This is a genomic window from Streptomyces sp. NPDC085931, assembly GCF_044540565.1.
Lineage (GTDB): Bacteria > Actinomycetota > Actinomycetes > Streptomycetales > Streptomycetaceae > Streptomyces.
This window is the reverse complement of record NZ_JBITSK010000008.1, coordinates 410,922-429,951: the sequence shown is the minus strand read 5'-3', so window position 1 is coordinate 429,951 and position 19,030 is coordinate 410,922. Positions and strand designations below refer to the sequence as shown.

At 74.2% G+C, this 19,030-nt stretch carries 18 protein-coding genes; 11 read left to right on the top strand and 7 right to left on the bottom strand.

All coding sequences use genetic code 11. The features are described 5' to 3' along the window. Nucleotides 1-63 precede the first annotated feature (63 nt). Nucleotides 64-759 (bottom strand): GntR family transcriptional regulator, encoded by a 696-nt coding sequence (locus tag ACIGAN_RS20090; protein ID WP_399859137.1) that lies wholly within the window; start codon nt 757-759, stop codon nt 64-66. Nucleotides 760-929: 170 nt separating this feature from the next. Here ACIGAN_RS20090 and ACIGAN_RS20085 point away from each other — a divergent pair, with 170 nt between their 5' ends. From ACIGAN_RS20085 to ACIGAN_RS20065, 5 genes are read left to right on the top strand one after another with little or no spacing between them, the layout of a single operon-like run. Continuing rightward, complete coding sequence (locus ACIGAN_RS20085; RefSeq protein WP_365740812.1) at nt 930-2,231, top strand: MFS transporter; 1,302 nt, start codon at nt 930-932, stop codon at nt 2,229-2,231. Next, the gene (locus ACIGAN_RS20080) at nt 2,228-3,055 is read left to right on the top strand and encodes a putative hydro-lyase (protein WP_365099495.1); all 828 of its coding nucleotides are present in this window, start codon (nt 2,228-2,230) and stop codon (nt 3,053-3,055) included. Before ACIGAN_RS20085 ends, ACIGAN_RS20080 begins: the two co-directional genes overlap by 4 nt. Nucleotides 3,056-3,072: 17 nt before the next feature. Further along, on the top strand, nt 3,073-3,831 hold the full coding sequence (locus ACIGAN_RS20075; RefSeq protein WP_399859134.1) for a LamB/YcsF family protein: 759 nt from the start codon (nt 3,073-3,075) through the stop codon (nt 3,829-3,831). Beyond that, nucleotides 3,828-4,445 (top strand): allophanate hydrolase subunit 1, encoded by a 618-nt coding sequence (locus ACIGAN_RS20070; RefSeq protein WP_399859132.1) that lies wholly within the window; start codon nt 3,828-3,830, stop codon nt 4,443-4,445. The genes ACIGAN_RS20075 and ACIGAN_RS20070 overlap by 4 nt, the downstream gene beginning before the upstream one ends. Beyond that, complete coding sequence (locus ACIGAN_RS20065) at nt 4,442-5,311, top strand: biotin-dependent carboxyltransferase family protein (protein ID WP_399859129.1); 870 nt, start codon at nt 4,442-4,444, stop codon at nt 5,309-5,311. The genes ACIGAN_RS20070 and ACIGAN_RS20065 overlap by 4 nt, the downstream gene beginning before the upstream one ends. Before the next feature lie 414 nt (nt 5,312-5,725). Here the strand turns inward: ACIGAN_RS20065 and ACIGAN_RS20060 are convergent, their stop codons facing one another. The 5 genes from ACIGAN_RS20060 to ACIGAN_RS20040 all read right to left on the bottom strand — a co-directional run bounded on the left by ACIGAN_RS20060 (nt 5,726) and on the right by ACIGAN_RS20040 (nt 11,281). Continuing rightward, on the bottom strand, nt 5,726-6,556 hold the full coding sequence (locus ACIGAN_RS20060; protein WP_399859127.1) for an SGNH/GDSL hydrolase family protein: 831 nt from the start codon (nt 6,554-6,556) through the stop codon (nt 5,726-5,728). A gap of 53 nt (nt 6,557-6,609) precedes the next feature. Continuing rightward, on the bottom strand, nt 6,610-7,860 hold the full coding sequence (locus tag ACIGAN_RS20055) for a glycosyltransferase (RefSeq protein ID WP_399859124.1): 1,251 nt from the start codon (nt 7,858-7,860) through the stop codon (nt 6,610-6,612). Continuing rightward, nucleotides 7,857-8,984, bottom strand: coding sequence for a glycosyltransferase family 4 protein (locus ACIGAN_RS20050; RefSeq protein ID WP_399859121.1), 1,128 nt, complete (start codon nt 8,982-8,984; stop codon nt 7,857-7,859). Before ACIGAN_RS20050 ends, ACIGAN_RS20055 begins: the two co-directional genes overlap by 4 nt. A gap of 185 nt (nt 8,985-9,169) precedes the next feature. Then, the gene (locus ACIGAN_RS20045; protein WP_399859119.1) at nt 9,170-10,588 is read right to left on the bottom strand and encodes a HEAT repeat domain-containing protein; all 1,419 of its coding nucleotides are present in this window, start codon (nt 10,586-10,588) and stop codon (nt 9,170-9,172) included. 300 nt (nt 10,589-10,888) lie between these two features. Then, nucleotides 10,889-11,281, bottom strand: coding sequence for an ankyrin repeat domain-containing protein (locus ACIGAN_RS20040; protein WP_365740804.1), 393 nt, complete (start codon nt 11,279-11,281; stop codon nt 10,889-10,891). A gap of 295 nt (nt 11,282-11,576) precedes the next feature. On the opposite strand from ACIGAN_RS20040, the gene ACIGAN_RS20035 reads away from it, so the two are divergent. After that, nucleotides 11,577-11,771: a hypothetical protein gene (locus ACIGAN_RS20035; protein ID WP_030843336.1), complete on the top strand. Its 195-nt coding sequence runs from the start codon at nt 11,577-11,579 to the stop codon at nt 11,769-11,771. A gap of 52 nt (nt 11,772-11,823) precedes the next feature. After that, nucleotides 11,824-13,671, top strand: coding sequence for a hypothetical protein (locus tag ACIGAN_RS20030; RefSeq protein ID WP_399859116.1), 1,848 nt, complete (start codon nt 11,824-11,826; stop codon nt 13,669-13,671). Nucleotides 13,672-13,862: 191 nt separating this feature from the next. Here the strand turns inward: ACIGAN_RS20030 and ACIGAN_RS20025 are convergent, their stop codons facing one another. After that, nucleotides 13,863-15,362 carry an SCO1417 family MocR-like transcription factor gene (locus ACIGAN_RS20025; RefSeq protein WP_365096919.1) on the bottom strand — a complete coding sequence of 500 codons (1,500 nt, stop codon included), beginning with the start codon at nt 15,360-15,362 and terminating at the stop codon, nt 13,863-13,865. A gap of 64 nt (nt 15,363-15,426) precedes the next feature. On the opposite strand from ACIGAN_RS20025, the gene ACIGAN_RS20020 reads away from it, so the two are divergent. The 4 genes from ACIGAN_RS20020 (at nt 15,427) to ACIGAN_RS20005 (ending at nt 18,914) form a co-directional block, all read left to right on the top strand. Next, nucleotides 15,427-16,116, top strand: coding sequence for a membrane protein YczE (locus ACIGAN_RS20020; RefSeq protein ID WP_399859114.1), 690 nt, complete (start codon nt 15,427-15,429; stop codon nt 16,114-16,116). Continuing rightward, nucleotides 16,113-16,880 carry a glycerophosphodiester phosphodiesterase gene (locus tag ACIGAN_RS20015; protein ID WP_399859111.1) on the top strand — a complete coding sequence of 256 codons (768 nt, stop codon included), beginning with the start codon at nt 16,113-16,115 and terminating at the stop codon, nt 16,878-16,880. The genes ACIGAN_RS20020 and ACIGAN_RS20015 overlap by 4 nt, the downstream gene beginning before the upstream one ends. Nucleotides 16,881-16,929: 49 nt before the next feature. After that, nucleotides 16,930-18,273, top strand: coding sequence for an MFS transporter (locus tag ACIGAN_RS20010; protein WP_399859108.1), 1,344 nt, complete (start codon nt 16,930-16,932; stop codon nt 18,271-18,273). Between the two features lie 266 nt (nt 18,274-18,539). Further along, a complete protein-coding gene (locus tag ACIGAN_RS20005; protein ID WP_003977404.1) occupies nt 18,540-18,914 on the top strand; it encodes an RNA polymerase-binding protein RbpA in 375 nt (124 codons plus the stop codon). Nucleotides 18,915-19,030 lie beyond the last annotated feature (116 nt).

Here is a 19,030-nt window from a genome sequence, read left to right as displayed (position 1 = left end):
CAGACTAGGTCCTGGGTCCGACATCGGCCCAAACGGCGCGTTGGCCCCCGCGCCGCCGGGTGCTCAGCCGTCCTCTCCGACGCGGCGGCGGTACACCTCGACGACCCGCTCCAGCGAGTCGTCGAGGTAGCCGGCGAGCAGCTTCTCGGCCTGTTCCCGGTCCCCGGCCTGAAGGGCCTGGAGAATCGCGACGTTGCGCGCGATGTACGGCTCGTGCAGCCGCTGTGGTTCGTCCACCACGTGGAAGGCCAGGCGCAGTTCGGCGAAGACGCTGCGCATCAGCTCGGCCGTGCGTTCGCTTCCGGCCAGTGCGACCAGTTCCCGGTGGAAGTGGATGTTCGCGGTACCCACTCCCTTCCAGTCGCCGTCGCGGGCCGCGCGCCGCCCTTCCTCCACGGCGGCGGCCGGCCCGTCGAGACGGTACGGCGGCTCTCCCAGGCCCCGGACGACGGCGCACTCGACCAGGCGCCGGGTGCGGTAGATGTCCTCGACGTCCTCCACGGTCAGCACCCGGACGAAGACGCCCCGGTTCAGCTCGTGGACGAGCAGGCGTTCGTGGGTGAGCAGCCGGAACGCCTCGCGCAGCGTGTTGCGCGAGACCCCGAGCGCGCCGCCGATGCTGTCCTCCGACAGCCGGGTCCCGGGCGGGAAGTAGCCCTCGGCGATGCGGCTCCTGAGGATGTCCGCGACCCGTTCCGCGGTGCTGGTGCGCCCGAGCAGGGCCCGGTCGTCGGCGAGGTCCTTCAGCTGCTCTGCCATGCCGGGATTCAACCGCAGATCCCAAGAACGAACCAACATGGGTATTGAGGGATCGTTGAACAATCCTCTACGGTGCTGGGCAGGGCGCCGCTCCCTCACCGCGGCCCCGACCGCTCCCGCACGGCCCGCTCACCCGAAAGCACCCTCCGTCCTCCCTCTGCGAGGTGCCCATGAGCACGACTCCTCCACCGCAGGCCCTGACCGACGGGACACCTCCCGCGGCGGCCGAACGCACCCCGGACGACGGGGCGTTCGGCTGGTTGCGGGCCCTGGGCCCGCGCGGCCGCCGCGCCTTCGCCGGCGCCTTCGGCGGCTATGCCCTGGACTCCTACGACTACTTCACGCTGCCGCTGAGCATGGTGGCGCTGTCGGCCTACTTCGGCCTGAACAGCGGCCAGACGGGCCTCTTCACGACGGTCACCCTGGTGGTGTCCGCGGTCGGCGGCGCCCTCGCGGGCGTCCTCGCCGACCGCATCGGCCGGGTCAAGGCCCTGATGATCACCGTGATCACGTACGCGGTCTTCACCGTCGCCTGCGGCTTCGCGCCCAACTACGAGACGCTGCTGGTCTTCCGCGCCCTGCAGGGCCTGGGCTTCGGCGGCGAGTGGGCGGTCGGGGCGATCCTGGTCGCCGAGTACGCGAGCGCCAGGCACCGGGGCCGTACGCTCGGCGCGATCCAGAGCTCGTGGGCGGTGGGCTGGGGCATGGCCGTGATCGCCTACACCGTCATCTTCTCGCTGGCCGGCGACGACCTGGCCTGGCGCATCATGTTCTGGACCGGGGCGCTGCCCGCGCTGCTGGTCATCTGGCTGCGGCGCAGCGTGCACGACGCGCCCGGGGCGACCGCGGCACGCGAACAGAGCGCGGAGAAGGGCTCGTTCAAGGCCATCTTCCGGCCCGGCCTGCTGCGCGTGACGCTCTTCGCCGGACTGCTGTCGACCGGCGTCCAGGGCGGCTACTACACGCTGGCCACCTGGGTGCCGACGTATTTGAAGTCCGAGCGCGACCTGTCGGTCGTCGGCACCGGCGGCTATCTCACGTTCCTCATCTCGGGCGCCTTCATCGGCTACCTCACCGGCGGCTACCTCACGGACAAGCTGGGCCGGCGGCGCAACATCTGGCTCTTCGCCCTGCTGTCGGCGCTGTGCATCCTGGCGTACGCGAACATCCCGAGCGGCGCCAATACCCTGCTGCTGGTGCTCGGTTTCCCGCTCGGGTTCTGCATGTCGGCGATTTTCAGCGGCTTCGGCTCGTACCTGAGCGAGCTGTACCCGACGGCGGTGCGCGGCACGGGGCAGGGCTTCACGTACAACACCGGGCGCGCGGTGGGTGCCGTGTTCCCGACGACGGTCGGTTTCCTGGCGGACAGCTGGGGCGTGGGCGGCGCGCTGGTCTTCGGCGCGATCGGCTACGGCATCGCGGCGCTGGCGCTGCTCGGACTGCCCGAGACGCGCGGGAAGGAGCTCACGTGAACCGCACGAGCGCCGGGGACCGCCCCGTGGTCCTGGTCGACGAGCACGCGCGCGCGTGGAGCCCGGAAACGGCCCGGGCCCGCTTCCGCGACGGCCTCACCGGCCCGACGGCCGGGGTCGCGGGCGGCCACACCCAGGTGAACCTGATCTCGGTGCCCGCCGACTGGGCCTACGACATGCTCCTGTTCTGCCAGCGCAATCCCAAGCCGTGCCCCGTCCTGGACGTCACGGACGCCGGGTCCTGGACGACCGTGCTCGCCGAGGGCGCCGACCTGCGCACCGATCTTCCGCGCTACCGGGTGTGGCGGGACGGCGAGCTGGTGGACGAGCCGACCGACGTGCGCGGGTACTGGCGCGAGGACCTGGTGTCGTTCCTCATCGGGTGCAGCTTCACCTTCGAGTGGGCGCTGGGCGAGGCGGGCGTGCCGATCCGCCACGTCGAGCAGGGCCGCAACGTCCCGATGTACGTGACGAGCCGGCAGTGCCGTCCGGCGGGGCGGCTGCACGGACCCCTGGTGGTGTCGATGCGGCCGGTGCCGCCCCGGCACCTGTCGGCGGCGATCCGGGAGAGCAGCCTGCTGCCCGCGGTGCACGGCAGCCCGGTGCACTGCGGCGATCCCGCCGGGCTCGGCATCGACGACCTCGGCCGCCCCGACTTCGGCGACCCGGTGGACGCCGAGCCGGACGACATCCCGGTGTTCTGGGCGTGCGGGGTGACCCCGCAGGCGGCCGTCATGGCCTCCCGCCCGCCGTTCGCCCTCACCCACGCCCCCGGGCAGATGTTCCTCACCGACGCCCGCGACGAGCAGTACCGCGTGGCCTGACAGGAGACACTGGAATCATGGCCTGCATCGACCTGAACGCCGACCTCGGCGAGGGCTTCGGCCGCTGGCAGCTCACCGACGACGAACGCCTGCTGTCCGTCGTCACCAGCGCCAACGTGGCCTGCGGCTTCCACGCCGGGGACGCGGTCACCATGCGCCGGGTGTGCGCGCTGGCGGCCGAGCGCGGGGTGCGCATCGGCGCCCAGGTGTCCTACCGGGACCTGGCCGGGTTCGGGCGGCGCGCGATGGACGTGCCGCCCGCCGAGCTGGCGGCCGAGGTCGCCTACCAGATCGGCGCCCTGGAGGTGTTCGCGCGGGCCGCCGGCTCCCGCGTGGCCTACGTCAAACCCCACGGGGCGCTCTACAACCGGGTCGTGCGCGACGAGGAGCAGGCCGCCGCGGTCGTGGACGGTGTGCTCCTCGCGGACCCCGCGCTGCCCGTCCTGGGCCTGCCCGGCTCGCGCCTGCTGGAGCTGGCCGGGAAGGCCGGGCTGCCGGTCGTCACGGAGGCGTTCGCGGACCGCGCCTACACCGACGCGGGCACCCTGGTGCCCCGCTCCCGGCAGGGCGCGGTGATCACCGACGCGGACGCCGTGGTGGAGCGGTCCCTGGGGCTGGCCTCCTCCGGTGAGGTCGTGGCCGAGTCCGGGGCCCGCATCCCGGTACGCGCGCGGTCCCTGTGCCTGCACGGCGACACGCCCGGCGCGGTGGAGCTGGCCCGCCGGGTCCGGGAGCGGCTGGAGTCCTCCGGAGTCCGGGTGGAGGCCTTCGCATGAAGGTGCTGTCCGTCGGTGACGACGCCCTGCTCGTCGAGGTCTCCTCGGGCGACGAGGCCCAGGCCCTGCACGCGGAGCTGCTGCGGCGCCGCGCCGAGGGCTCGCTGGCGGCGCGCGAGATCGTCCCGGCGGCCCGCACGGTCCTCCTCGACGGCCTCGACGCCCCCGCCCGGATCGCCGCCGAACTGACCACGGCCGACCTCCCGCCCGCTCCCCCGCCGGCCGGCGACGTGGTCGAGATCCCCGTCCGCTACGACGGCCCGGACCTGGCCGACGTGGCCGCGCACTGGGGCATGTCGGAGCGCGAAGTGGCCCGTGTCCACGCGGGCACCGAGTTCCGGGTCGCCTTCTGCGGCTTCGCACCCGGCTTCGGCTACCTCACCGGCCTGCCGCCCCGCTACGACGTCCCCCGCCGCGCCACCCCGCGCACCGCGGTCCCGGCCGGGTCGGTGGCGCTCGCGGGCCCGTACACGGGCGTCTACCCGCGCTCCTCGCCGGGCGGCTGGCAGCTGATCGGCACCACCGACGCGGTCCTGTGGGACCACGCGCGCGTGCCGGCCGCGCTGCTGTCGCCCGGCGCGCGCGTGCGGTTCGTCCCCGAGGCGGGGTCATGACGGACCGCGCGCTGGCCGTGGTGCGCGCCGGGGCCCTCACCACCGTGCAGGACCGGGGCCGCCCCGGGCACGCGCACCTCGGCGTGCCCCGCTCCGGGGCGCTGGACGGGCCGGCGGCGGAGCTCGTCAACCGGCTGACCGGCAATCCGGCCGGAGCGGCCGTGCTGGAGACGACCCTCGACGGCTGTGCCGTCCGGCCGCGTTCCGACGTGACGGTGGCGGTGGCGGGCGCGCCCTGCCGGGTCACGGTGGACGGACGGCCCGTCGCCTGGGCCGCGCCGGTGCGGGTGCCGGGCGGTGCGCTGCTGGACATCGGCCCGGCCCTCGCCGGCGTGCGCGCCTACGTGGGCGTCTCGGGGGGCATCGCGGTCGAGCCGGTGCTCGGCAGCCGCTCGACCGACCTGCTGTCCGGCCTCGGCCCGGTCCCCCTCACCGACGGCACGGTGCTGCCGCTGGGCCGGCCCACGGGCGTCCACGCGCGCGTGGACGTCGCCCCGCAGCCGGGGCCACCGGCCGAGCTCGTCCTGAGGGTGACACTCGGCCCGCGCGACGACTGGTTCACGCCGCGCGCCGTACAGGCCTTCGTGTCCCGCACCTACCGGGTGTCCCCCGCGAGCAACCGCATCGGCCTGCGCATGGACGGGCCGGCCCTGGAGCGCGGTCGGCCGGGTGAACTGCCCAGCGAGGGCATGGTGCTGGGCGCCGTCCAGGTCCCGCCGGACGGGCGGCCGGTGGTGTTCCTGGCCGACCATCCGACGACCGGCGGCTACCCGGTGATCGCCGTCGTCCGCTCCGCCGACCTCCCGGCCGCCGCCCAGGCGCCGCCGGGCACGCCGGTACGGTTCGTGGCGGTACGCCGCCGCTAGGCCGTGTCCGTAAAGTTCCGCCTGCCCTGCGGGCGGACGACGGGACTTTACGGACACGACCTAGGTCGGCCGCGCCGGCAGGGCGGCCCTGGATGCTGCGGGGTACCGGACACGGCCGGACCGGCGAGCACTACCGGGCGCGGCCCCGCCCCCGGCAGACGCGCGGGGGTATCGGAGACGGCGGCCCCACCCCCGCCAGACGCGCCAGACGTGCCATACGCGCCAGGGCACCGGACACACCCCGCCCGGCAAGCGCATACCGGCTGCGCCCCCCGGGAGACACCTCAGGATGCCGGACACGGCCGGACCGGCGGGCGTACCCCGGCAGCAGGTTGCGGTCGTGTGCCGTCCGCGGGACGGCGGGGGTGTCCGCGCGGTTCCCCGCGCCCCTGGGGACGCGGATCCGCCGCCCGGTCAGGCCACCTCCGTCCGCTCCGCCGCCGACAGGGCGGCCAGGGCCGCGGACACGGCCGCCGACGCCCGCAGGTCGAGCCGGGCACTCGTGCCCCGGGCGCGGTGCCGGAGTTCGTCGGCGGCGAGGGTCAGCAGCTGGGGCAGCAGGTCGGTGCACCGCCGAGCCACCCATCCGGTGCCGGCCGTGGCCAGCCACCACCAGCTCACCGCCCTCGTGGGGCCGGGGGACCCCGGCTCCGGCGAGGGCGCGGGCCCGGCGGCGAGACCGTGCTCCGCGAGGAGCGTGTGGAAGCGCAGGGCCAGCTGCCGGTGCCCCCGCTCCCCCGGATGCAGCCGGTCCGCGCTCCACATGGCCCGGTCGGTGACCCAGTCGCCCTCGCAGGCGTGCAGGTGGAGCGCCCCGTACCGCTCGGACAGGGCGTGCACCACCGCGTTCACGGCCCGTTGCCGCCGGGCCAGCGGACGCGCCAGCGCCCCCGGCAGCCCGAGCATCGTGCCCGGGTCGGGCAGGCACGCCGTGAGCAGGACCGCGCCCTGCCCGGCGCAGGCCGCGTAGACCTGGTCGAGCCGGGCCGCCACGGCCCGGATGTCGAAGGTGCAGCGCAGGGTGTCGTTGACGCCGACGACGACGGACACGAGGCCGGGCCGCAACTCCAGCGCGGCGGGCAGCTGCCGTTCCAGCACGTCCCCGGTCTGCGCCCCGCTCACCGCGAGGTTGGTGAACCGGACGCCTCCCGTCCGCAGCCTGGCGGCGAGCAGGGCGGCCCAGCCGCGCCACCCGTCGCCCGCCGGGTCTCCCACGCCCTCGGTCAGCGAGTCCCCGAGGGCCACGAACCGCACCTCCCCCTCCCGAAGCAGGGACGCCTCCCCGTCCGGCGCGGGTCTCACGCCACGCCCCCGGGGACGGACGGCCGCTCGGGAACGGACGGCCGCACCGGGACCGACGGCCGCACGGGAGCGGACGGCCGCACGGGAGCGGACGGCCGCACGGGGACGGCGGCGTCATGGGCGGCGAGGAACGCGTCGACCGCGGCGTCCCAGCCGAAGCACTCCGCACGCGCGCGTGCGGCCTCGCGGCGGTCCGCCTCCGGACGTTCCAGCAGCAGGTCCACGGCGTCCGCGAAGGCCTCCCCGTGGTCCGCGGCGACGGCTCCGGCGGAACCGATCACCTCCGACAGCGCCGACGACACGCTCGCCACCACGGGCGTGCCGCAGGCCATGGCCTCCAGCGCGGCGAGTCCGAAGGTCTCGGCGGGCCCGGGGGCCAGAGCCACGTCGGCGGACGCCTGGAGCGCGCCGAGCAGGGCACGGTCGGCCAGGTGCCCGAGGAAGGTGACCGGCAGGCCGCTCTCGCGCGCCCGCTGTTCGAGCCGGGGCCGCAGCGGGCCGTCCCCGGCCACCACCAGCACCGCCCGGCGCCCGCGCCGCCGCAGCGCCCCCAGGGCGTCCAGCGCCGTGCCGGGCCGCTTCTCCACGGACAGGCGCGAGCACATCACCAGCAACGTCTCGTCCTCGCGCGCGTGCCGCGCCCGCAGCCCCGGGTCGCGCAGGGCCGGGTGGCGCTGCACCAGGTCGACGCCGAGCGGGGCCCGGACGACATTGCGGACCCCGATCCGCACGAACTCCCGCTCGGCGAACTCGGTGGTGCACACCACGCGCGCGTACGAGTGGGCCGTACGGACGTTGAGGGCGTCGGCGGCGCGCCGGGCGGCCCCCTCGGGCAGGCCCCAGGTGCGCAGGACGCCGTCGGCGGTCTCGTGGGAGACCATCACGGCCGGGATCCGGGCCCGCCGTGCCCACTTGCCGGTCCATCTGAGGGTCGTCCGGTCGGACACTTCCAGACGGTCGGGCGCGAGCTCCTCCAGCAGCCGGGCCACCCGCTGCTTGTCGGCCAGCACGCGGTAGCCGCCGGTGCCGGGCAGCAGCGGCCCGGGGAGGGTGATCACCCGCCCTTGCTCGGTCTCCTGGTCGCTGGTCCGTTCGCCGGGGATCACGAGGACGGGCTCGTGGCCCGCGGCCCGGAAGCCCTTGCCGAGTTCGCGCAGCGCGGTGCGCAGCCCGCCGGACGCGGGCGCGACGAAGTTGGCCAGCCGGACGATCCGCAGCGACCGGCGGTCGGCGGTGTTCGCGTTCACGCCGCCACCGCCGTCCGGCGCCCGGCGAGCACGTCCGTGTAGTGCCCGATCAGCCGGTCTCCGACGGCCACCCAGGTGCGGCCCTCGACCGTGGCCCGCCCGGCGGCCCCGAAGGCGGCCCGCAGCCCGGGGTCGGCGGCGAGAGCCCGTACCGCGTCCCGGACGGCGGCCGGCTCGCGCGGGGGCACCAGCAGCCCGGTGTGCCCGTGGGCGACCAGGTCGAGCGGCCCGCCCGCGGCGGGCGCCACGACGGGCAGGCCGCTGGCCATGGCCTCCTGGACGGTCTGGCAGAAGGTCTCGAAGGGGCCCGTGTGCGCGAAGACGTCGAACGAGGCGAAGATCCGGGCCAGGTCGTCACCGGTGCGCCGGCCGAGGAAGACCGCGCCGGGCAGCACCTGCTCCAGGCCGGGCCGGCTCGGGCCGTCACCGACGACCACGACCCGGACGCCGTCCAGGCCGCAGACGCCGGCGAGGAGTTCGACGTGCTTCTCGGGGGCGAGCCGGCCGACGTAGCCGACGATCAGCTCGCCGTCGGGCGCGAGTTCGCGGCGCAGGGCCTCGTCACGGCGGTCGGGCCGGAACCGTTCGGTGTCCACGCCGCGCGGCCACAGCTCGACCCGGGGCACTCCGTGGGACACGAGGTCGTTCAGGGCGGCGCTGGACGGGGCGAGGGTGAGGTCGGCGGCGCCGTGGACGGAGCGGATGCGCCGCCAGGCGGCGGCCTCTCCGGCGCCCATGTAGGTGCGGGCGTATCCGGCCAGGTCGGTCTGGTAGACGGCGACGGCGGGGATGCCGAGGCGCGCGGCGGCGGCCATGCCCCGCACCCCGAGCACGAAGGGGCTGGCCAGGTGGACGACGTCGGCACGGTGCTCGGCGAGGGTGGCGGCCAGGCGGCGGCTGGGGAGGGCGACGCGGACCTGGGGGTAGCCGGGGAGCGGGAGGGAGGGGACGTGGACGACGGGGCACGGCGCGGACGCGTCGGGCTTGTTGCCCGGCGCGGGGGCCGGGGCGACGACGACGGGGGCGTGACCGCGCTCGACGAGGTGCCGGGCGGTCTGGAGCGCGCAGTGGGCCACGCCGTTCACGTCGGGGGGAAAGGATTCGGTCACGATGACGACACGCATAGCGGTGTTGTCGCCGTGCCGGACGTGGACGCGTCAACGTGGATCTTTCCGGACGAGGAACGTCCCATGAGCGTTCCGAGGTGTCCCGCCCAGGTCGGACCGTGTCCATGCCCGCCTGACCCGCGGGTCACCCCCCGTTCACCTCCGCGGCCTGATTCCGCCTTGGTTTTTCCGCGCGAGGGGGATCACACAGCGGTCTCCCCGGGACCGATGCGGCTGCGCACGGCCGTCTGGACCTCGGCCTCCTCGGCGGGGTCGGCGGCGAGCCGGCGCAGGCGCTCGACGACGCGGGCGTCTCCGGTCTCGGCGTGCCGGGCGGCGAGTTCACGGGTGGTCTCCTCGCAGTCCCACAGGCATTCGACGGCGAAGCCGGTGGCGAAGGAGGGGTCGGTGGCGGCGAGGGCGCGGGCGGTGCGGCCGCGCAGGTGGGAGGAGGCGGTTTCGCGGTAGACGTGGCGCAGGACGGGGGCGGCGCAGGCGATGCCGAGCCGTCCGGTGCCGTCGACGAGGGTCCACAGGGTCGGCGCGTCGGGGCCCTCGCCCCGTACGGCCTCCCTGAGGGCCGCGAGGACCAGATCGCGGTCCTGGGCGCCGCCGCGGCAGGCCAGGACGCGTCCGGCGGCGGCGCCGAGGGCGTCGGGCCGCCGTGCCCAGCCGCGCGCCCGGTCGACGGCGGCGAGGGAGCGCATCCGTTCGAAGGCGTCGACGGCGGCGTCCACGACGACCGTCGAGCCGGTGGTCACGGCGCCCTCGATCAGGTCGAGGGCGTCGGGATCGTTGCCGTCGGCGAGGTAGCGCAGGGCGGTGCACCGGGCACCGTCGCCGCCGTCCCGCGCGGCGCGGACGATCTCGGCCCGGTCCTCGGGCCCCGCCACCGCGGTGAGACAGCGGGCGGCCGGGACGTGCAGTGCGGCGCCGCGGTCGAGGCCCTGCTGGGCCCATTCGAAGACGGCCTGCACACTCCATCCGGGGCGCGGCCCCGACGGGCGCATCTGCCGCTGCCAGCGGTCGAAACAGCCGGCTTCGTGGGCGGCACGCACGCGTGTGGCGACGGATTCGCGGGGGTCCTCCGCCCACAGCCGCCACGGCCGGGGTTCGAAGGCGTCCCGGACGGCTGCGGCCAGCTCGGCCTCACCCTCCGGGTCGGCCGGGAAGCGCGCGAGGACGGGGGCGGCGAGGGCGCGCAGGCCCGCGTCGTCGTCCCGCAGGGCCAGCTCGTCGAGGGCCCAGGCCCAGTTGGTGCCGTGGGCGGCGTATCTGCGCAGCAGTTCGAGCGCGTCGCGCCTGCCGTAGGAGGCGAGGTGCCCGAGGACGGCGAGGGCCAGCCCGGTGCGCGACTCGTCGGCGTCGAGGACGTCCTCGGCGTCGAAGAGGTGCGCCTCGATCTCGTCGAGTTCGCCGTTCAGGTCGAGGTAGAGGCGGGCGTAGTAGAGGGAGCGGTTCTCCACCTGCCAGTCGTGGCGGGGATCGCGCAGCACGCAGTGGTTCAGCGCCGCGAGCGCCTCGGGGCGCGGGGCGGTGAGCGCGTGCAGTGTGCCGTCGCCGCGGCCCCGCTGGAGCAGGCCGAGCAGCGTACCGCTGGGCGCTATGACCGGATCGAACATGGGAAACAGCCTCACATCAAGCGTCGACGCAACCGGGGACGTGTACTACCTGGCCGCGCGACAACACGTCGGAGTGCCCGCCGTTTCCTGCTTGCTGTAGACCATCTTCCTCTGCCTCTCGTCGGTGGCCCTTGCGGACCGCGTCACGGCCCGCGCGGTGCGGCAACACCTGCCCAACCATCACGTCCGTGAACCACGTCGTCATGATGACTCGGCACTTCCGTCTGCCGCGACCGAAATTTCGGCGGCCCCGTTCCGCCTCCCCCGTTTCTCGCGTCGTTCCAGGTCGGAGCGGTCGTCCTACTGCTCGCCGAACAGTTCGAGCAGTTCCGTCCGGCCGAACATCCGGGCCGTGTCGCGGGCCGAGGGCGTGCCGGCGGACGGGTCGGCGCCGCCCTCCAGGAGGGCCTTGATCACTTCCGTCTCGCCCTTGAAGACGGCCCCCGCGAGGGGGGTCTGGCCCCGGTCGTTGATCCGGTCGGCCTCGGCGCCGCGGGCGAGCAGCGCGCGTACCGCGTCGGCGTGGCCGTGGTAGGCGGCGAGCATCACGAGCGAGTCGCCGCGGTCGTTGGTGAGGTCGGCCGGGACGCCCGCGTCGACGTACGCGACGAGCGCCTCGGTCTGTCCCCGCCGGGCCAGATCGAAGATCTTGGTCGCCAGCTCCACGACCTCGGGGTCGGGGACTTCGGTCATCTGCCGGACCGCCTCTCCACTCACGTCACGCCGGGCGTACGCCTGCGCCGGGTGCAGCCGTACGAGTGAATCGCCAGGGTACTGGCTCGCGCGGCACATGACCCGATGTGCCCGAGGTAAAGATCACCACAGACGTGGCCGGGCGCAACAGCCGAGCTCGACCGGATCACGGACCACTCCGCCACGCGGGGGAAATCGTCCGAATTTCACCCAGTTGCACCTTTTATCGTATGGATACATCCTGTGAGCCTGGAAGTACTCATGGTGACTGTCCCCGCGAACCAGGAGAACTCAAATGATCCTGTCCATCTCAGGCGTGGTCCTGCTCGGCATCGTCGTCTTCATCTTCTTCCGCAAGGACGGCCTCAAGGCCTCGCACGCGGTGGTGGCGATGCTGTTCGGCTTCTACCTGGCGAGCACGGCCATCGCCCCGAGCATCAAGGCGGGCGGCGAGAGCCTGGCGAGCCTCCTCGGCGGCATCAAGTTCTGACGATCCCGCTCCCCGTACGCACCCCGCCCGTACGCACCGACTGGAGGCAGCAGTGGCCCGGCGCCCCCTCCCCCGCATTCTGAGCAACGGCAGCGCCCAGCTCGCCCGGAGCCGGGAGCTGGCCCGGACGGCCGCCGACAGCGCCACCGACGTCCTCCACCCGCTGATCACGATCATGCGGGGTCTGCGCCGGCTGGCAGCGGCCGGCCGGCGCAGATGGACCGAGACCCCGAAGGAGAAACGGGGGGCGCTGCTGTTCCTGGTGGCCTCCGTGATCCTGGTGGTCGCTCTGGTGCCGTACGGGCCGCTGCTGGCCGCCATCACCCTGATGGCGGCCGCGGCCTGGCAGGGCCGGGACCGCACTCCGGCGGCTCCCGACGGGCCCGACGAGTCGCAGACCGAGCGCCTGAAGTCGCTGTTCGAGGCGCTCGTGCCGTACTTCTCCACCGCCGAGGACCCCGAGCCGCTGTACGCGCACGGCGGCGCGTGGGACAAGGCCTTCCCCACCTACGCCTTCGACGGCGGCGGCCGGATCTCCCACCTGGTGGTGCGCTACCCGGCGTACTTCACCGACGGCGAGGCCGAGGCCAGAGCGCGGATCGAGCACCTCCTCGCGGCCAAGTCCGGCCGTGGCCGCGAGTACCACTTCACGTGGGACGAGGAGGGCAACCAGTTGACGCTCGGCGTGCTGCTGCCCCTGCCCGTCGACATCACCGCCCAGCGTTTCGTCACCGCTCCCGGCGAGACGGTCCTGGGCTTCACCGACCCGACCCACGTGCGGCGCACGCTGCCCGTCGGCCAGGGCGCGCAGCAGCGGGACGTACCCCCGGTCGTCTGGCGCACGGGGCTGCGCTCCACCGAGCCGCATCTGCTCGTCCTCGGCCAGCCGGGCAGCGGCGTGTCGACGCTGCTGCGCTCGCTCGCACTGCAGGCCCTCCAGCACGGCGACGTGGTGATCGTCGACGGCGGCGGCACCGGCGAGTACGCCTGCCTGACCGGCCGGGACGGCGTCCTGGCGGTCGAGTGCGGTCTCAGCGGGGCGACGGCCAGCCTGGAGTGGGTGGCGACCGAGACGGAGCGCCGCCTCATCGCCGCCAACCGCGCCCACCAGGCGGGCCATCCCCCGCCCGACGACACCAAGCGGCCGCTGTGGGTCCTCCTCGACCGGCCCACCGCGTTCACCCACCTGGCCGCGGCGGAGGACCGCAAGGACCCGCAGGCGCTCCTCCAGGTGCCCCTGCGGCACGGCCGCCCGGCGAACGTGACGGTGGTGGTGGCCGACCAGCTGGACTGCTTCGAGGCGCTCGGCGAGCCGGTACGCCGGCACACCCGCGCACGGGTGGTCCTCGGCCCGGCCACGACCGACCAGCTCCAGTCGGTGCTGGGCGCGCCCCCGCACAGCACGCCCATCGAGGAGATCCCGCCCGGCCGCGGGTACGCCCGCCTGGGCACGGGTCCGGTCCACCGCGTCCAGGTCCCGGCCACGCCGAACCCCTACGACGACGCGACCCCCGCGGCGCACCGGGAGGCGGTCCTCGCGCTCCTCCCGCCCCGCACGACACCGGCGGACGGGGAGACGGTCCCGGAGCCGGACGGGTCACCCGGCGAGCCGGAGCCCCTGCCGACGGACCCGACACCGCAACCGGACCACCTGCCGGCGGAACCGGTGCCGGCGACGGCGACGGCGGAGCCCACTCCCGCGACGGCGACCGCGGAGCCGGTACCTGTGACGGCAACCGCGGAGCCGGTGCCCGCGGCGGTGACCGCGGAGCCCTCTCCCGCGACGGCGACCACGGAGCCGCCGGAGCCGCAGCCCGGACCGGTGCCGGTCCTCACCAAGGACCCGCTGCCGAACCCGGTCCCGGTCCTGACCAAGCCGACGGAGGCCGAACGGCGCTGACCGTCCTCCGTCCGCACGCGCAGGGACGTGACGGCCGACCCCGCCAGGGCCTGCCCGGCCACTCCCGTCCGCTCCCCCCGGGCGACGACGGGAACGGCCGGGCGGGCCCTAGGTGTATTGATCACGAGCGTTGTTAACGGTTGCCGCAGGGCCCGCCCTCCGGGCGGACGACGGGACTTTACGGACACGGCCTAGGCCACGAAGGTGCGCGGCGCCTCCGTGCCTCCCACCCCGCCCGACTCCACCAGTCCCGCCGCCGCGGCCAGCCGCACCGCCGCCTCCTCGGCCACCGCCCCGCCCACGGTGAACGGCAGCCGCACATACCCCTCGAACGCCCCGTCGACCCCGAACCGCGGTCCGGACGGCACCCGCACGCCCACCCGCTCCCCCGCCTCCGCCAGCCGCGACCCGGACAGCCCACCGGTCCGCACCCACAGGGTCAGCCCGCCCTGCGGCACCTCGAACTCCCACCCGGGCAGCTCGCGGCGGACGGCGGCCACCAGCTCGTCCCGGTTGGACCGGGCCTGGTCCCGGCGCACCTCCACGGCCCGTTCCCAGCCTCCCGTGCCGAACAGCCAGTTCACGGCCAGCTGCTCCAGCACGGGCGTGCCCAGATCGGCGTAGGCCCGCGCGGCGACCAGGCTGCGGATCACGTCCGGCGCCGCCCGCACCCACCCGATGCGCATGCCGGCCCAGAAGGCCTTGCTCGCCGAGCCCACCGTGATCACGGTCGACCCGGCCGGGTCGAAGGCGCACACCGGCCGCGGCATGTCCACCTCCGGATCGAGCCACAGCTCGCTCATCGTCTCGTCGGCGATCAGCACGGTTCCCGCGGACCGTGCCGCGTCCACCAGCCGCCGCCGCTGGTCCTCGTCGGCGAGCGCGCCCGTGGGGTTGTGGAAGTCGGCGACGACGTAGGCGATCCGGGGCGCGGCGTCGCGCAGGACCTGCCGCCAGCGGTCCATGTCCCACCCGGTGAGTCCCTCGGCCATCGCGACGGGCACCAGGCGTGCTCCGGCCTCCCGCATCAGCTGGAGGATGTTGGCGTAGGAGGGCGACTCGACGGCGATGCGCTCGCCCCGCCCGCCGAAGAGATGGCAGATCGCGTCGATCGCGCCCATCGCCCCGGTCGTCACCATGATCTGCTCGGGCATGGTCGGGATGCCGCGCGCGGTGTACCGCTCGGCGATCATCGCCCGCAGCGCGGGCAGCCCCGCGGGATAGTCGCCGTGCGTGTGCGCGTACGGCGGCAGCTCCTCCAGCGCGCCCTGCACGGCCCGGGTGAGCCAGGGCTCGGGGGCGGGCAGCGCGGCGCAGCCGAGGTCGATCATCGAGCCGAGGGCCTCCGGGGGCAGGGGCTCCAGCCCGCGCGCGGGCAGCGGGTTCCCGGCGGGGACGGCGGTCCAGCTGCCGGCGCCCCGCCGTGACTCCAGGAAGCCCTCGCTGCGCAGCGCCTCGTAGGCGGCGGCGACCGTCGTACGGCTGACGGAGAGGGAGAGGGCGAGTTCCCGCTCGGCGGGCAGCCGGGCGGCCACCGGGACGCGCCCCTCCAGCACCAGCAGGCGGATGCCGTCGGCGAGCGCGCGATAGGCCGGCGGGCGGCGCGTACCGGGCCCGGCCGGGCGGTCCTGCTGGGACTTGAGCAGCCGGGCGAGCTGTGCCGCCCCCACGGCCGAGGTCCACTGCGCCATCGGAATCAGTCCACCTTCCCCGGATTGGCCCTGGATGGCCGCTCCATCCACGCCACAGGGTGTCATGCGGCAGTCCACTACCACCACACGGGGGCACATCATGGCCACGCGGGGACATCTCGCCCGGCGGCTCGTCCAGCTGTACGCCGGTCTCGCGCTGTACGGCGCCAGTTCGGCCCTGCTGGTCCGGTCCGGGCTGGGGCTGGAGCCGTGGAACGTGCTCCACCAGGGCCTGGCCGAGCGGACGGGACTGTCGATCGGTGTGGTGCTGACGATCGTGGGCGCCGCCGTACTGCTCGCGTGGATCCCGCTGCGCCAGCGGCCGGGCCTCGGCACCATCTCCAACGTGCTGGTCATCGGCATGGCCATGGACGCGACCCTCGCCCTGGTCCCGGACGCGCACGGCTGGGCGCTGCGCGTGAGCGAGATGACGGCCGGGATCGTGCTGAACGGCGCGGCGACCGGCCTCTACATCGCCGCGCGCTTCGGCCCGGGCCCGCGCGACGGCCTGATGACCGGCCTGCACCAGCTCACGGGTGTGTCGATCCGCCTGGTGCGGACGGGGATCGAGCTCACGGTCGTGGCGACCGGCTTCGCCCTGGGCGGCACCGTCGGCGTGGGCACCCTGCTGTACGCGCTGGCCATCGGCCCGCTCGCCCAGCTGTTCCTGCGGATGTTCGCCGTCCCGGCGGCACCCGCCGGCGGCACGGTCGTTGCCGCCGGTCAACCCGAAGGAGCGATACTGCGTCCGTGACCCCGCGGATACGCCATCCCTACCTCGATCATCCCGGCCCGATCCCCTTCGCCCACCGGGGCGGGGCGGCGGACGGCCTGGAGAACACCGTGCGGCAGTTCCGCGCCGCCGTCGAGGCCGGGTACCGGTACATCGAGACCGATGTGCACACCACCCGGGACGGCCATCTGGTCGCCTTCCACGACACGACCCTGGACCGGGTGACCGACGGCACGGGCCGCATCGCCGACCTGCCGTGGTCCGAGGTGCGCCGGGCGCGCGTCGCGGGACGGGAACCCGTACCGCTCTTCGAGGAACTCCTGGAGACCTTCCCGGACGTGCGCTGGAACGTGGACGTCAAGGCGGAGGCCGCCCTGCTCCCCTTCCTCGACCTGGTCGGCCGGACCGGCTCCTGGGACCGGATCTGCCTCGGCTCGTTCTCCGAGGCCCGGGTGGTGCGCGCCCAGCGCCTGGCCGGCCCGCGGCTGGCCACCTCGTACGGGACCCGGGGCGTGCTCGGGCTGCGGCTGCGCTCCTGGGGGCTGCCGGCGGCGGTGCGCCGCTCGGCGGTCGCCGCGCAGGTACCGGAGGTCCAGTCCGGCATCCAGGTCGTCGACCCCCGCTTCGTCCGCGCCGCCCACGCGCGCGGGCTCCAGGTGCACGTCTGGACGGTCAACGACCCCGGCGGCATGCACCGGCTTCTCGACCTCGGTGTGGATGGCATCATGACCGATCACATCGACACGTTGCGCAAGGTCATGGAGGACCGCGGCGTCTGGGTCTGAGAGCCCGGGCCCGGCGCCTTCGCGCGTTCACGGGGAAGCGAGGGCACGGGTGGGCACCGACACCCTGCGGACACCGCCCGCCGGCGGGGCGGATCTCAGACGCGAGCAGCGCGGCTGGTACTTCTACGACTGGGCCTGCTCCGTCTACTCGACGAGCGTGCTCACCGTGTTCCTCGGCCCCTATCTGACGTCGGTCGCCGAGTCGGCCGCGGACGGCGACGGATACGTCCACCCGCTGGGCATCCCCGTGCGCGCCGGATCCTTCTTCGCGTACTCGGTGTCCCTGTCGGTGATCGTGGCCGTGCTGGTGATGCCCCTGGTGGGCGCCGCAGCGGACCGCACCGGCCGCAGGAAGCCGCTCCTGGCGGCCGCCGCGTACACGGGCGCCGGGGCGACGACGGCCATGTTCTTCCTGGACGGCGACCGCTACCTGCTCGGCGGCGCCCTGCTGGTCGTCGCCAACGCCGCGCAGTCCGTGGCGATGATGCTCTACAACTCCTACCTGCCGCAGATCGCCCCGCCCGAACAGCGGGACGCGGTGTCCTCACGGGGCTGGGCCTTCGGGTACGCGGCGGGCTCGCTCGTCCTCGTCGCCAACCTGGTCCTGTACACCGGTCACGACCGCTTCGGCCTCTCGGAGGGCGCGGCCGTGCGCATCTGCCTGGCGTCGGCGGGCCTGTGGTGGGGCGCCTTCGCGCTGATCCCGCTGACCCGGCTGCGCGACCGCGCGTCCCCCGCCCGGGAGGCGGCCCTCCCGGGCTTCCGGCAGCTGGCGGCGACCGTCCGCGACATGCGCCGCCACCCGCTGACCCTCGCCTTCCTGCTCGCCTACCTCGTCTACAACGACGGCATCCAGACGGTGATCTCCCAGGCCTCGGTCTACGGCTCGAAGGAACTGGGCCTCGGGCAGTCCACCCTGATCGGCGCCGTCCTGCTGGTGCAGGTGCTGGCCGTGGCGGGCGCCCTGTCGATGGGCCGGCTGGCCCGGGCCTACGGCGCCAAGCGCACGATCCTCGGCTCGCTGATCGCCTGGACGGTCACGCTCGCGGCCGGATTCTTCCTGCCCGCCGGGGCGCCGGTGTGGTTCTTCGTCCTGGCCGCCGGGATCGGTCTGGTCCTCGGCGGCAGCCAGGCACTGTCCCGGTCCCTGTTCTCCCACCTGGTCCCGCCGGGCAAGGAGGCCGAGTACTTCTCCGCGTACGAGCTGAGCGACCGGGGCATGAGCTGGCTCGGTCCGCTGCTGTTCGGGCTCACCTACCAGCTCACCGGGAGCTACCGGGACGCGATCATCTCGCTGGTGATCTTCTTCGTCCTGGGATTCGCCCTGCTCGCCCGGGTGCCGGTTCGGCGTGCGATCGAAGAAGCGGGGAATCCGGTTCCTGACAGGATTTAGCACTCGAAGCGAAAGGGCTGTAGTGTACGCGTTTGGCCTGCCAGGCGTACCGTTACTGCGCGTCAAAGATGCCGAAACGGTGGGTTACATCTGCTAGCAGATGTGACAAACCGGGCGCTGGTGGGTACAACAAGGGCGGCTACGACGGCGACGCATGACCCGGAACGGGACTCGGAACGGGAATCTTTACCGCCGACCGGACGTTGACCGGATGACGACGACAGCGACACCTGTCCTGTGGGCGACAAGCCCGGGAGGCACGATTCATGAGTGAGCGAGCTCTTCGCGGCACGCGCCTCGTGGTGACCAGCTACGAGACGGACCGCGGCATCGACCTGGCCCCGCGCCAGGCCGTGGAGTACGCATGCGAGAAGGGGCACCGCTTCGAGATGCCCTTCTCGGTCGAGGCGGAGATCCCGCCGGAGTGGGAGTGCAAGGTCTGCGGGGCCCAGGCACTCCTGGTGGACGGCGACGGCCCGGAAGAGAAGAAGGCCAAGCCCGCGCGTACGCATTGGGACATGCTGATGGAGCGGCGTACCCGCGAGGAACTCGAAGAGGTCCTCGAGGAGCGTCTGGCGGTTCTCCGCTCCGGTGCGATGAACATCGCTGTTCATCCCCGGGACAGCCGCAAGTCGGCCTAGGTCCCTGCAAGGCCTGGCGGATTGATCAGCGCACACCGGTAACCGCGGGCGCCGTACGTCATGTACGGCGCCCGCGGTTTTCTCATGCCGTCGTTCTCCCGGCCGGATCAGTCTCA